At 38.7% G+C, this 12,195-nt stretch carries 15 protein-coding genes and 1 pseudogene; 4 read left to right on the forward strand and 12 right to left on the reverse strand.

Annotation, left to right across the window (positions count from 1 at the left end; translation table 11 throughout):
• Both VOI46_RS10375 and VOI46_RS10380 read left to right on the forward strand, forming a co-directional pair.
• Positions 1-195 carry a hypothetical protein gene (locus VOI46_RS10375; RefSeq protein WP_282338409.1) on the forward strand — a complete coding sequence of 65 codons (195 nt, stop codon included), beginning with the start codon at positions 1-3 and terminating at the stop codon, positions 193-195.
• A gap of 633 nt (positions 196-828) precedes the next feature.
• A complete protein-coding gene (locus VOI46_RS10380) occupies positions 829-1,383 on the forward strand; it encodes a DUF4879 domain-containing protein (RefSeq protein ID WP_282338407.1) in 555 nt (184 codons plus the stop codon).
• 58 nt (positions 1,384-1,441) lie between these two features.
• Here VOI46_RS10380 and VOI46_RS10385 read toward each other — a convergent pair whose 3' ends face one another.
• Together VOI46_RS10385 and VOI46_RS10390 are read right to left on the reverse strand one after the other, a co-directional pair.
• Positions 1,442-1,885, reverse strand: coding sequence for a hypothetical protein (locus VOI46_RS10385; protein WP_024604508.1), 444 nt, complete (start codon positions 1,883-1,885; stop codon positions 1,442-1,444).
• Between the two features lie 415 nt (positions 1,886-2,300).
• A complete protein-coding gene (locus tag VOI46_RS10390; protein WP_263972598.1) occupies positions 2,301-2,933 on the reverse strand; it encodes a recombinase family protein in 633 nt (210 codons plus the stop codon).
• Positions 2,934-3,018: 85 nt separating this feature from the next.
• On the opposite strand from VOI46_RS10390, the gene VOI46_RS10395 reads away from it, so the two are divergent.
• On the forward strand, positions 3,019-3,531 hold the full coding sequence (locus tag VOI46_RS10395) for a hypothetical protein (protein ID WP_024604506.1): 513 nt from the start codon (positions 3,019-3,021) through the stop codon (positions 3,529-3,531).
• Positions 3,532-3,651: 120 nt separating this feature from the next.
• Positions 3,652-4,326 carry a hypothetical protein gene (locus tag VOI46_RS10400; RefSeq protein ID WP_013463096.1) on the forward strand — a complete coding sequence of 225 codons (675 nt, stop codon included), beginning with the start codon at positions 3,652-3,654 and terminating at the stop codon, positions 4,324-4,326.
• A gap of 505 nt (positions 4,327-4,831) precedes the next feature.
• On the opposite strand, the gene VOI46_RS10405 is transcribed toward VOI46_RS10400, so the two are convergent.
• The 10 genes and pseudogenes from VOI46_RS10405 to VOI46_RS10450 all read right to left on the reverse strand — a co-directional run bounded on the left by VOI46_RS10405 (position 4,832) and on the right by VOI46_RS10450 (position 12,178).
• Positions 4,832-5,860: an IS630 family transposase gene (locus VOI46_RS10405; RefSeq protein ID WP_004589647.1), complete on the reverse strand. Its 1,029-nt coding sequence runs from the start codon at positions 5,858-5,860 to the stop codon at positions 4,832-4,834.
• A 273-nt stretch (positions 5,861-6,133) separates the two neighbouring features.
• Positions 6,134-6,484 (reverse strand): hypothetical protein, encoded by a 351-nt coding sequence (locus VOI46_RS10410; RefSeq protein ID WP_004589646.1) that lies wholly within the window; start codon positions 6,482-6,484, stop codon positions 6,134-6,136.
• A 50-nt stretch (positions 6,485-6,534) separates the two neighbouring features.
• Positions 6,535-6,906, reverse strand: coding sequence for a hypothetical protein (locus VOI46_RS10415; protein ID WP_028834964.1), 372 nt, complete (start codon positions 6,904-6,906; stop codon positions 6,535-6,537).
• A 10-nt stretch (positions 6,907-6,916) separates the two neighbouring features.
• Positions 6,917-7,339, reverse strand: a complete 423-nt coding sequence (locus tag VOI46_RS10420) for a hypothetical protein (RefSeq protein ID WP_004589270.1) — start codon at positions 7,337-7,339, stop codon at positions 6,917-6,919.
• Positions 7,323-7,988 carry an isoprenylcysteine carboxylmethyltransferase family protein gene (locus VOI46_RS10425; protein WP_004589269.1) on the reverse strand — a complete coding sequence of 222 codons (666 nt, stop codon included), beginning with the start codon at positions 7,986-7,988 and terminating at the stop codon, positions 7,323-7,325. Before VOI46_RS10425 ends, VOI46_RS10420 begins: the two co-directional genes overlap by 17 nt.
• Positions 7,981-8,316 (reverse strand): annotated as a pseudogene (locus tag VOI46_RS10430) (DUF2933 domain-containing protein). The gene VOI46_RS10425 and the pseudogene VOI46_RS10430 overlap by 8 nt, the downstream one beginning before the upstream one ends.
• 9 nt (positions 8,317-8,325) lie before the next feature.
• The gene (locus tag VOI46_RS10435) at positions 8,326-8,679 is read right to left on the reverse strand and encodes a cupredoxin domain-containing protein (RefSeq protein ID WP_004589267.1); all 354 of its coding nucleotides are present in this window, start codon (positions 8,677-8,679) and stop codon (positions 8,326-8,328) included.
• A gap of 11 nt (positions 8,680-8,690) precedes the next feature.
• Positions 8,691-10,934, reverse strand: coding sequence for a heavy metal translocating P-type ATPase (locus VOI46_RS10440; protein WP_004589266.1), 2,244 nt, complete (start codon positions 10,932-10,934; stop codon positions 8,691-8,693).
• A gap of 101 nt (positions 10,935-11,035) precedes the next feature.
• Positions 11,036-11,449, reverse strand: a complete 414-nt coding sequence (locus tag VOI46_RS10445; protein WP_004589265.1) for a MerR family transcriptional regulator — start codon at positions 11,447-11,449, stop codon at positions 11,036-11,038.
• A 306-nt stretch (positions 11,450-11,755) separates the two neighbouring features.
• Complete coding sequence (locus VOI46_RS10450; RefSeq protein ID WP_004589264.1) at positions 11,756-12,178, reverse strand: hypothetical protein; 423 nt, start codon at positions 12,176-12,178, stop codon at positions 11,756-11,758.
• Positions 12,179-12,195 lie beyond the last annotated feature (17 nt).

Below are 12,195 nucleotides of genomic sequence, written 5' to 3' on the forward strand. Positions count from 1 at the left end.
ATGGCGTATGAAGATGTATGCAAAAGGGTAGCAAAAGCAGATATTTGTGAGAGGCATGATCATTTTTCTTCAACTAGTAGATATATTGAGTTAAGTAACGGAAAAAAGCTAAAGCTTGGATCAAGTTATGATGACAATAGCTTTACAGCTATCAAGTTTATAAGGGAAGTGGGAAATTATAGCAAAAAGTTGTAGATATAACCCTTGTGCTCTCTGTATTTTTTAAATTGATAGCCAAGAATAGTGGTAACTTTTATTTATGGCTATCAATATAACCACCAGCGGTGAGTGAAAAAACTAATCAAATGAATTAAGAACGTAAAGCCTTTTTATTAAGTAGTTATTTAAATTAACCTTACAGCTCTTGTTGATGTACTGTTTCAATGGTGATATCGCTGCGGGTGCATCTCCAAATATGATTGTTGGGGTATGCGCATATAGCATTACGCCTTTAGTGTCATCTTTAAATGAAACATTCAGCTTGGGAGCTACGGGTAAAGGTCGTTTAATTTTTATTGTTTCTGCTCTTTCTGCCTTAATAAGCTCTATCTCTTTAGAAACATAAGGTTGCCATTCCGCTTTATTTGGGGTTTTGTGCCCATCCCCTCGAAATGAACCTTAAGCCTGTTTTTCAACCAATTTTTGAATTTATAGTTAATATGATTAACCAAAATAACAGTTCAAGTGAAAAGGTTTTTCTGCTTTAATAAAAATTGAGATATTAACCTCATATCTCAAGATACTTTCCCTTAAATATTTAAGGGAATAATTTAACATGGATAAAAGGATGTTTGTTATGAAAATGAAAAAACGTTATTAGCTCTTGCTTTGCTTTCTAGTGCTTTTTCAGTAAATTTACTGGCTGCTGATATTGAAGCAGGTGTTGTGAAAAATGTTGTAGACCACTCTGCTTTAATACAGAATGATACACTATATTTTTCACCTTCAGATTTGCAAGGCATTGAAGTTGAAGCTCCAAAGCTAGCCACAAGTGTCAGTACAAGAGCTGCCGCACAAGGAATTACTTATTTCGAAATTGGAGCCGTACAATCGGTTTCCTATCCTAATATAGACCCTGTATCAGCTAATCAGTTCTCAACCACTCAAAATCATGGCGGTGGCCAAGTTAGAGTTTATGTATTTCAGTTCGGTTACGGTAATACAAACAACGCAACGTTTGCAGGTTCTAGTGTATCTGCCACATCTAGCACTCCTAGATGTGGAGCAAACCTAAGTACTTGTAGTGCAGGCCAAACAGTTACTGGATTCCTCCATCAATTCGATTTTTTTGGCGCATCAAATATAAGTGGTACTGTTAATATTTCAGCAAATTCGATAGCATCACCATTTGGTTTTTGGAGTGATTCTGTTTTCGTTCAATAATTAACACACAAGAATTAGAGCACAACCCATGTTCACAATGACACACGAACATGGGTATTTAACCAATAAGTTTTACAATATCAAACACTCTAGACTTAGCTTCAATTGCATTTCTCATTTGAGCTGACCCGTCACTATGTAATTTTAGGCTTTCCAATTCCTTAGTCACGTGAGCTACATAATTAACTTTTTCATCTAAATTAAAATCAATACTTGGTGGTGTATACATATCAAGCATTTGACCGCTAGAAATTAACTTATTGTCATAAAGCTCTTTAGCCATTCCCATTACTTCATTTCCAGAAATATTGGTCATATCGTATTTATTTGCAATTTCTTGCCATTTAGCTTCAGCATTGCGACCGGCAGAGCTGATTGAAACGGTGTCTGTTTCGGTTTTCTTGGTTGTGTTAGTAGCCTGTCCATCATTTATTCTTGTGCTTAACGCGCTATGTTGGGCTGACTCAGCATGATTAACATACGGTGTATTAGTAATTTGCATATTTGCTCCCTTATTAAATATTGCAACGACAATGCTTATATCAGAGCAAGTAGCAGGCCAACAAATCGAAACCTGTTATTTGCAACAGGTTTTTTAGAAGTATTAATACTAATCTCACAAACTAAGTGATCATTTATATGGGTTAAAACCACTAACTACTGCGTTATTTATTTAATTATTAGAACAGCTAGTTATGTAAAAAAGCCTTGTGTTTAATGATTTTCCTCCGCCTAAAATAGATCACTTAATTAATGAAAGTGGTATAAGCACGAAAGTACACATCGAGGTAGAAATGTCAGTGATTTTAGCCAACAGAAGCGGCAAATGGGAAATAGTATGGTTTAATAACGGCAAACTATTGCCGATTAAATAAGGGGATAATTAAGTATTCATTTAAATCTCGAATGAATGAGATCTAGCCTAGCGATAATTTTGTTGCTTCAGTTGATACTTTTTCAAATACATCATTCAATATTCTATAAATCGTAGCCGAACCCAAGTCATAATCTTTTGCCAATTGACCAATGGGTACACCTTCTTTCCTTTTATTATAAATTTCTAAATCTATTTCATCGGTTCTTTTTGTTGGTCGACCAAATTTAACGCCGTGCTCTTTAGCTTTAGCAATACCCTCTAGTTGCCGCTCAGAGCGTAAATCAGTTTCAAATTCGGCAATGGCTGCTAACATGTTAAACATTAACCTTCCAGTGGGAGTAGATGTATCAATTGCTTGGTCAATTACTACTAGATCAATATTTTCTGCCTGAAAGCGCTCCGCAACTTGTGATAAGTGAATAACGGAACGCGCAAGACGGTCTAATCTGGTGATAACAAAAGTGTCCCCTTCCCGAAGATAATTCATGCACTTTTGAAACTCTGGTCGAGCCGCTGTTTTACCACTTTGCTTTTCATGATAAATTTTATCGCAGCCAACTTGATTTAACTTATCAAGTTGCACTTCTAAACTTTGACCTGTTGAGCTTACTCTCGCGTATCCAATTTTTGACATTTTTTTATCGTATACTTTAAGATGTTTTGATAAAAACATTATGAGAGTACTTTTGATAATAGTCAAATATAGTTATCATAAAGTATAGCTTTTTGTAAACTAACTCAATAAAGGATTTTAAGTTATGAAATATTCACATTTACTCCCTGCAACAATGTTTGTTGTTGCTGCTGCAAGTTTTTCTTTCAATGCAATCAGTGCTGATACTTCGGTTACAGAGTCATCTTCGATTCAAGTACAAGAGCAACATGATCAAGTTGCATCATTGAATTCTATTCTTGATTTTGAAGAAGCAGCTAAAAATGAGCAAACAACCAGTGAATATGAACGTTGTAGCCCTACAATTTACACTAGATACACTAGTCTTAAATTGGAGCAGACTCGAACTATTGCAAGCTTTACTTATGATGGTGGTAATTGCCGTAGATACGGTTTTGCAATTTTAAGAAACTATGACGGACATGATTTCAAAGTGACTTTGGTTGATAGCAATGGAGATAGAGTTGCTGGCGGATATAGCGTAGCAGTTTCCACTTCTATCTTTAATGCAGGCACTTATTATTGGGAAGTTGAAAATAAAACAACAACTGGATCTACTTATGGTGGAATTACTTATGAAGTAAGATCTGGTGGCTAGTTAAACTTTCTATTAACGACTCAGCCCTATGAGTCGTTAATAGAAAACAATCTAAAATAAAAGCTTAAGTTTTATAAAATTATGTCGATAAAAGAAAACGACATATGAAAAAGGATTTTTATGAAAATCAGCACCAATCTACTACCTACTCTATTTGAAAGTAAAATATCTATTTTTACAAACAGTGATGATGAAAAAATAAAAAGCTTTTCTACTAAAACAAGCGAAAGTGGCTTAAAAATTAATATAAACACAACTCACCTTGATCCTAAAGTTAAAGAAAAAAAAGACAATAATGCTTTTGATTCATCATTAATTGAGGGAAGTGCATATGAAAAAGTATTTAAAAAAGAAGAGCTCAACTTTTCTAATATGAGTATAAAAGAACTTCATAGTATTGTTAAAAATGTGAATGAAATGGAACGAGAATACACACAAAAATACGATAGTGATGAACCAGTTAGATTAGGTAAGTCAGGAAACCCCATAATATCCAAAAAAAGAGAAGATATGAATAGTTTAGAGTCTAAACTTAGGATCCTTTCTTATGGTGGAGGGGATGTAGATCCTGATAAAAAAATTAATGTTATGGAGTATTTTTCTAATAGTTCAGAGAAATTAGATGGACTTGCTAAAGAATATCCTGAACGTCAGACTTATCAAGTAAGAGCCTCTTACATGAAAGAAATAATTAATACGTTTGATAAATTTATATCAGACGATACTTTTGATTTATATCAAGAAAAGGCTGCTTTATTGTTAACCGACAAAAAGAAAGTCGATGTTTTTATTTGAAAAAAGCCTAGAACATAGCAAAACAGCTTATTGAACACCATTTTGGTGGTTTATAACACACCGAAACGGCGTATATTACATACCCTGATAATTTCACCAATAATTACCTTTGTAAACAAGTAATTAAAACAGCTAGGAATTAAGCATGTTATTTTGCCCCAAAACGGCGTTTAATAATGTTATTGGACAAAATTAGATTTCTACTTAAAACACAGGAATAAATTTAACTTTTTCAGTGTCCGGTTATCGCTCAAAGCCGACCTATAGAATAATTGCTTTAACACGTTTTGGGGCAGAAACGAGTTAATCATGAATGACTGCTCATGGCACTTAGCCAAACTTCGGCAAAGAGCGAATAGCGGACATCAACGTTCACTTCAGCATTACCGAATACTGAACGGTTTTGAGCTAAAGTTTTTGCGCGGCACATGGAAAAGAACTGCGTAGAGTTTGGTGCCAGATGCAAGTCCATGCTAGGGATTTACTGCTGACTAAATAACTGATCCTAATTGTGATACACCTGCTTCAAGCCATGCTTGCCACCTGGGAACGGAGCCGCTGTGTCCATAAAGTGGTATACCTGCTCCAGTAAGTCATCCATGTTCTTACACTGATGGTTACGGGTTATCGTTTCATGCAACGCATGCCATAGCTTTTCAATTTTGTTGTGCCACGGGCTGTATACCGGTAAAAACAAGAGCTTGAACTTTGGGTTCTCATTCAGCCATTTCTGCGTTTTTTTGCTCTTATGGATGATGTAATTATCCACAATTAGCGTGATACTTTTCGCTCGCCGGTATTGCCCTTTCAGTTGCTCCAACAGCGCAATAAACAAATCACTGGTCTTGCGCTCACCACCAACATAACTGATTTGTCCTGTCTGGCTGTGCAGTGCCCCCGCCAGATAGTGTTTCTTATTCTGGCCGGGTGTAGCTACCTTACGCTGTTTACCTTTAAAGCCCCAGTCGGCACCAATCTTCGGATTCAGGTGGATATCCACCTCATCCTGATAAAACACCGGATGGTCCACGCTGCAATTTTCAAGTGCCTCCCGCATGGCTGCTAACTTAGCTTCTTTATCTGGGTCTTGGATATACAGCGTCGGTGCCGCACGACGCCAGACGATGCCGACTTGTGGCAACCACCGCCTGAGAGTTGAGCTATGAATAACGATACGGTAAAGCTTATGCAGTAGCAGTGCGAATAATTCACTACTCCAACGCGACCGCTGATAACCCAGTGTCCTCACCAACAGTTTTAAAACACCGCAGATAAAGCCTTTGGGCTGACTTGGTGGTCGCCCAGCACCCTTGGTTTTAAGGCCATCTATACCTGCTGCTTCATACCAGGTTACCCACCGGTTTACTGATGAACGGCCTGCTTGCAAAACACGGGCTACTTGCGACTTGGTTTCACCTTTTAGCACCAATAACACCGCATTTGCCCGGCGGCACAGGTCTTTATCTCGGGTTTTATGTACAATTTTCTTCAAGCGGCGGGTTTCTGCGCCGTATAAAAATGCTATTTTGTTCATACTCAATGCGGTTGTTGATTGGTTATGTTTGGCGACTGATCTGATCGCGCAAACCGCATTGAGTTCCCTTCCTCGGGTGATCTACTATTTGGAACAGCTATTTAGGATGCCAGCCCATACCTTTCTAATTCATATGTAACATTTTTTCTGTCGTACTGGCATCAAGATAACCAGAACTGAGCAAACAATCTCAAAGGTTGTACAAAATAACACTAAAGTTTTTTCATTAAGTTTTATTGTTATGCTCTTGTGGTGGCTTTCGCCACCACTTTATTAGTTTTCAAGTTCCACCATATCTTTCGCTGCAATGTCACCAGACACTAGCTTTACAGTTGCGAAATGATCATTCACAATTTTAGTAATTTGTACCGTTCCTACCTTTTCGATAGTGTAGGGATCTTCACCTTCACTCAATACTATTCTTTCATGGAATCTAATAACACTGTATTTTTGCCCAACCTCTGCGCCATGCTTAGCACCAATACAGATTAGAGTTCGATTATCAGAACTTTCTACTACCTGACCTCTCATCATGTATTTATGATAAAAAGTGGTATTGGAACAACCCACTAAATATAAACCGAATGTAAGCAATAAAAGAGCTTTTATATAGGGTGTTTTCATCACTGTTACCTCATTTGACTAACTAATTATCTATACACTTTTTTATGAATTCATTTGTTTTTCCGGCCAGCCCCCGAAGGTGCTTGATGACAACTCCAAGGCTTATGAACAGAGTTATCTTTGATGTTCCGATCAACAAATTTATAGTAACTTTCTTTAGTATGTGTCCACCAATCATCATGAACATCTGCGCCATACTTACGGATTACCTCCTCAATCCCATCAAGGCTTACGTTTGCGGCATCATAGGCAAGGTGTATTTCACCTTCTTTGATGTTGTAACTAACTTCATCTATACCAAAAAGCTGATCTATTTCTTTTACTAACTCGTCACAGCTTTCTTCTGTGACATTGCTAAGCTTTAGATTTCGAACAACTAAATTTTGCTCTCTAACGCCAACTCTATGATTTAAATCGCTCATAATTTTTCTCCTAATGTTTGTGTGAATGCTGTTGATTGCTATCTTTCATTTCTTCCATTTTGCGGTTCATCTGCGGCATCATGTTCCCCATCATTTCTAAATGATGTTCAGCCATCTTGATTTGTTGATGCATTGGCATTTCTTCCATGTTTTTATGCATGGATTGCATCATCTTCATCATTGAACGGTGATGTTCAACCATCATCTGCTGTTGCTTTTCAGGATCTTTTTCAGTTTTAATGACATGGACTTCCTTTTTCATTTCCATCATCTTTTTGTGCATTTCTCCCATGTTCTCATGTGGTATTGCCATGCCTTGATGCATATCAGCTTTGTTCGCACCTTCATGTTTATGCTCATTGTTTTGGGCAAATGAGCTAGTGGTTATCAGTAGTGAACTAATAAATAAAATTGATTTAGTTAACGTTTTCATGATTTTTACCTTCTACACTTTTATTAAAATTTGGGATCCAACTTGGTGTCGATTCCATATACCTGTGGTACTCCGAACCAAACTCAGCAATCGCTTGTGCTTCTTCGCGTTTCGCTAGCTCGACGTAAACAACGACTAAGATCGGAAACATCGCAAGTGTTGGGATTGTCGGCCACTGCAATAAAAAGCCGAACATGATTAGAATGAAAGCTACATACTGTGGGTGGCGACACCTTGCATACCATCCAGTTGTAGCCAATTGATGATGTTTTTGCGCGTGATGCAATACATTCCATGCTGAAGACAACATAAAGAAACCTGCAACAATAAACACCATACTCACTATATGAAATGGGTCCCAATGGGCATCACCTTGAAATCCAAAGAAAGTATGTAATAAATGCCCATTTTCATGCGCAAAGAAATTTACTTCTGGATAGGTCTCCGTCAGCCACCCCGACAGAAAATAGATAGTTAAAGGAAAGCCATACATTTCAGTAAATAGGGCAACAATAAAGGCAGAGAACGCGCTTAGACTTCTCCAATCAGTTGATGTTTTTGGTTTGACAAAACTAAAGGCAAAAAAGATAAAAATTGCTGAGTTCAGTATCACCATTGACCATAAGCCATAATCATATGTTTCATTCATCACTGCTCTCCTTTTTATGTGATTCCTTACGTGCCTTTTCTAACCCTTGTATGTAGCCATCGTGATAGGCTGCATTTTTATCCGTGAGTTCTTAAGAGCTCTCTTCCTTTTTTTCATCAGGCGCATGTGAATGATCGTGACCATGTTTACCATGACTGCCATGCATAAATACGTGCATCAAGGGGCATAGCAATAAAATCAAGTAGGGAAGAAATTGCAGCATATGTTGACCATGCTCAAGCACTAAGAAGTAGGTCACTGCGGCAATAAGTGCCAGTGCAGCCCAGCCTGTAGGTGTTGACCAAAAATTAGGGTGTTGATTTTTCATATTGCCCTCCTAAACGACTTTTAAGACACCGCGATACATTTGCATCTGACAGTGAAACTCATGCTCTCCCGGTGATAAGTTCAATAGGGTAATTTGAGTAATTTCATTTAATTTAAGCTGTTCGCTTATATCCAATGAAGGAATAAGCATTGTTTCAGCGCAGGGGGATTGATCTTTGCGCATAAACTTCAGAGTGACAGGTTGGCTAGCAGACACCTGAATTGAGGATGGGGAATACACACCATCCCTCACTTCAATGAGTACTTCATTACCTTGAACGATTGTTTTATTGGGTTTATATAGCCAAAACCACCAAACAATCAGCGCGATTAACATTAAGCCTAATAAGTTAATAACCATCATTGTGATTCTCCTTAATGCTCTTTTGCTTTAAAAAAGCGAAGTCGATTTGCATTTGACACTACAGTCAATGACGAAAACGCCATTGCAGCACCTGCAATTACAGGGCTAAGCAGAATGCCAAAGAAGGGATATAGAACCCCCGCAGCAAAAGGAATCCCGGCTACGTTATAGACAAACGCGCCAAACAAGTTTTGTTTGATATTTCGTAAAGTAGCTTTGCTTACCGCTATGGCATCAGCAAGGCCATGAAGTGAACCACGCATTAGGGTAATGTCAGCACTTTCGATAGCTACATCAGTCCCTGTGCCTATGGCGAAGCCAACATCGGCTAACGCTAGCGCAGGAGCATCGTTGATGCCATCTCCTGTCATACCAACAATTTCGCCGCCTTCTTGTAGCTCTTTCACCTTGTTGGCTTTATCTTCTGGCAGCACTTCAGCAAGAAACTCACTAATACCCACTTTTTTAGCTACGGCGGCAGCGGTTTCCTTGTTATCACCCGTTAACATGATGACGCGTATACCATTAGCCTGAAGCCGTTTGATAGCAGAGATTGAGTCTGACTTGATAGGATCTGCAACAGCAATGATTGCTGCAAGTTCACCATCTACAGCAAAGTACATAGGTGTTTTGGCTTCTTTGGCTAAAGACTGTGCTTGTTCAACAAAGCCTGTGAGGTCTATGCCTTTTAACTTCATTAGTTTATCGTTTCCGAAAAGCAGGGCTTTGTTGTTGCAGCTTGCTTCTACACCAAAACCCGTAATGGCGTTAAAGGCTTCAATTTTTAGTAACTCAATATCCTGATCTAACGCACTTTCAACAATCGCTTGCGCTAAAGGATGCTCTGAGCCGCTTTCTAAACTTGCTGCAAGCTGTAGTACGTCTTTTTCGTCAGTAGCTTTTGCTAAAATAATATCGGTTACCTTAGGTGCCCCTTCAGTAATAGTGCCCGTTTTATCTAAAATCATGGCAGTGATTTTAGAGGCGGTTTGCAGTGCCTCACCGTTGCGAATAAGCACTCCGGCTTCTGCTGCTTTTCCTACTCCCACCATGACAGACATGGGTGTTGCCAAGCCTAAAGCACACGGGCAGGCAATAATAAGCACAGTAGTTGCTGAAACGATGGCAAAAGCAATGGCTGGCTCAGGTCCAAAGTTAAGCCATGCTAGCGCACTTAACACAGAGGTAATCATCACGACAGGTACGAAAAAAGCTGAAATAACATCGGCCAAACGGCCAATCGGCGGTTTTGAATTTTGTGCTCGTTTCACCATATTGATGATCTGTGCAAGCGCCGTGTCTTTACCAACGCGTGTGGCTCTAAATAAAATCATGCCTGATTTGTTCAAAGTACCTGCGACAACCTCATCTTCTTCAGCTTTTTCAGCAGGCATAGGTTCGCCTGTCAGCATGGACTCATCAATAGAGGTGTGTCCTTCCAATACCACGCCATCGACGGGAATTTTTTCACCCGGTTTTACCTTCACAATATCGTTAAATAAAACCTGCTCAATACCTATCTGAACTTCTTTGTTGTCACGAACCACGGTTGCTGTTTTGGCTTGCAAGCCGATAAGACGTTTAATGGCCTCAGAGGTTTTACCTCTGGCTTTGATTTCTAATGCTAAACCTAAATCAATTAAGCCAATGATCATGGCGGTAGCTTCAAAATAAACATGCCGTGCCATCAATGGAACAGCGTCAGGTGCAAACACGACAACCATCGAATACAACCAAGCCGTGCCTGTTCCTAAAGCAATTAGGGTGTCCATATTGGCTGAATGATTTTTGAAGCTCTTCCATGCTCCTACATAGAAATGCTTGCCTGAAAAATACATAACACCAAAAGTTAAAATGCCTACAACCAACCAAGAAATTCGTTCAAGGTTTGTTTCAACCGTCATTTCTCCAACTACAATGCTGTAGATCATCAAAGGAACGCCGAGTGAAAGGGCAATAAACGTATCGCGCATTAGCTTCTTATAATATGCCCAATCAGCCGCCTCTTTCTCATCAAGCGCATCTGTTGCTGAGCTATCATCAATTGGCTTCGCGTTATACCCCACTGACTCAACAGCTTTGATCAATTCTTTTGTTTTAGCTGTCCCATAAACTGTTACTGTCCTATCAGCAAAATTCATTTCCGCACTGACGACTCCAAGAGTTGCCTTCAACGCCCCTTCAATTTTGCCTACACAGCTAGCACACCCAGCACCTTCAATGATAAGCTGTTGGTTATGTGATACTTTCTCCAACGTATTCTCCTTACTTTTACACGAAGAGGATTGAGCTTTTGCCTGACAGCAACAGCCTGATTCAGTTTTTATATTTGTGTTAGTAGCCACCCTTTTTCCTCCTATGCTTTTTTAATTTGCTCAAAGTTTTCGATGAGATGACAAACCATGTTTGCAGTCGGTGCTTTGTCTTCCATTTCTTCCCATCGAGAAAGCGCAGAAGACATTTTTCCTCGAAGTGCCAACATTGCTTGAAACTGCTTTTCTGTTTCTTCAAGCCGCTCTTTGATCAGGCTTCTGACTAATGGGCACGCACTTTTACCATCTTCAGATTCATTAATAATTTCCTTGATATCTGCAACAGAAAAACCAAGGTTTCTGGCACTTAAAATGAATTTAAGTCTCGATACTTCTTTATTCGAGTATGACTTGTAGCCGTTCACTGACTTAGCAGGTTTTAACAATCCCAATCGCGAGTAATAGCGCACCGTATCAGCAGTCGTTCCAAGGCTTTTTGCCAGCTCTGCAACTTTCATGTTCACTCCTTAGTTCTTCACCTAAGTTTGTAATCTCACCTACAGCTTAGACCTGTGTCTAAGACACAGGTCAAGTGATTATTCGTGATTAATAATGCAAAAGCTAAAAACTAATTTTTGGTAAAAAGAGGAATCTCGGCCAAAATCGACAGTATTAATTACTGTAAATGGCAATAACTTGAGCATTTTCATAATGCCTTTCCAAATATCGTACTAATCGTTCAAAACAATTGATTATTTAAATCAATGAATAAGTCATTCTATTTTTGATGGGAGTGGCGAAAAAAAGACGCACTGATCCTGTGATTAGCCAATAATTGGTGGACGATAAAGTAAGAGATGGATACCAGATTTTGGTAGGGGTGTACGCTGTAGAATTAGCTCAGAATGAATATTGCAAATACCTTCGTCTTGCGCTTCCACAAGATAGGCATTTAAATGAAAGCTTGTACAAAAACCGCCTTCACAACAAACACAATCACCAGCTTTACATTTTTCACAGTCTTCATCACCATGACGGTTTTTAGAATCTTGCGAATTTTCAGTGTGATAGTGACTATTGTCAATCATTGATTGATGATGCATATTTTTGCTTGGTTGTATAATATGCGTGTCGGATGAGCCATTATGATGCTCTTCACAATTCATTGGTTTAGCAATAGCAAAGCCATGCTGCGTAAGCAACACAGTTATTATTACTATTTTAAACCACCTGAAAAGTCCAAACATTATCATTCCTTCTTTAG

The sequence above is a fragment of the Pseudoalteromonas sp. CuT4-3 genome (genome assembly GCF_035666335.1).
Lineage (GTDB): Bacteria > Pseudomonadota > Gammaproteobacteria > Enterobacterales > Alteromonadaceae > Pseudoalteromonas > Pseudoalteromonas atlantica.

Bases quoted from the DNA above. Each gene is read 5' to 3' on its own strand.
- VOI46_RS10375 (WP_282338409.1), top strand. From the start codon at position 1: ATGGCGTATGAAGATGTATGCAAAAGGGTAGCAAAAGCAGATATTTGT.
- VOI46_RS10385 (WP_024604508.1), bottom strand. From the start codon at position 1,885: ATGCAAATTACTAATACACCGTATGTTAATCATGCTGAGTCAGCCCAA.
- VOI46_RS10390 (WP_263972598.1), bottom strand. From the start codon at position 2,933: ATGTTTTTATCAAAACATCTTAAAGTATACGATAAAAAAATGTCAAAA.
- VOI46_RS10395 (WP_024604506.1), top strand. From the start codon at position 3,019: ATGAAATATTCACATTTACTCCCTGCAACAATGTTTGTTGTTGCTGCT.
- VOI46_RS10400 (WP_013463096.1), top strand. From the start codon at position 3,652: ATGAAAATCAGCACCAATCTACTACCTACTCTATTTGAAAGTAAAATA.
- VOI46_RS10405 (WP_004589647.1), bottom strand. From the start codon at position 5,860: ATGAACAAAATAGCATTTTTATACGGCGCAGAAACCCGCCGCTTGAAG.
- VOI46_RS10410 (WP_004589646.1), bottom strand. From the start codon at position 6,484: ATGAAAACACCCTATATAAAAGCTCTTTTATTGCTTACATTCGGTTTA.
- VOI46_RS10415 (WP_028834964.1), bottom strand. From the start codon at position 6,906: ATGAGCGATTTAAATCATAGAGTTGGCGTTAGAGAGCAAAATTTAGTT.
- VOI46_RS10420 (WP_004589270.1), bottom strand. From the start codon at position 7,339: ATGAAAACGTTAACTAAATCAATTTTATTTATTAGTTCACTACTGATA.
- VOI46_RS10425 (WP_004589269.1), bottom strand. From the start codon at position 7,988: ATGAATGAAACATATGATTATGGCTTATGGTCAATGGTGATACTGAAC.
- VOI46_RS10435 (WP_004589267.1), bottom strand. From the start codon at position 8,679: ATGATGGTTATTAACTTATTAGGCTTAATGTTAATCGCGCTGATTGTT.
- VOI46_RS10445 (WP_004589265.1), bottom strand. From the start codon at position 11,449: ATGAAAGTTGCAGAGCTGGCAAAAAGCCTTGGAACGACTGCTGATACG.
- VOI46_RS10450 (WP_004589264.1), bottom strand. From the start codon at position 12,178: ATGTTTGGACTTTTCAGGTGGTTTAAAATAGTAATAATAACTGTGTTG.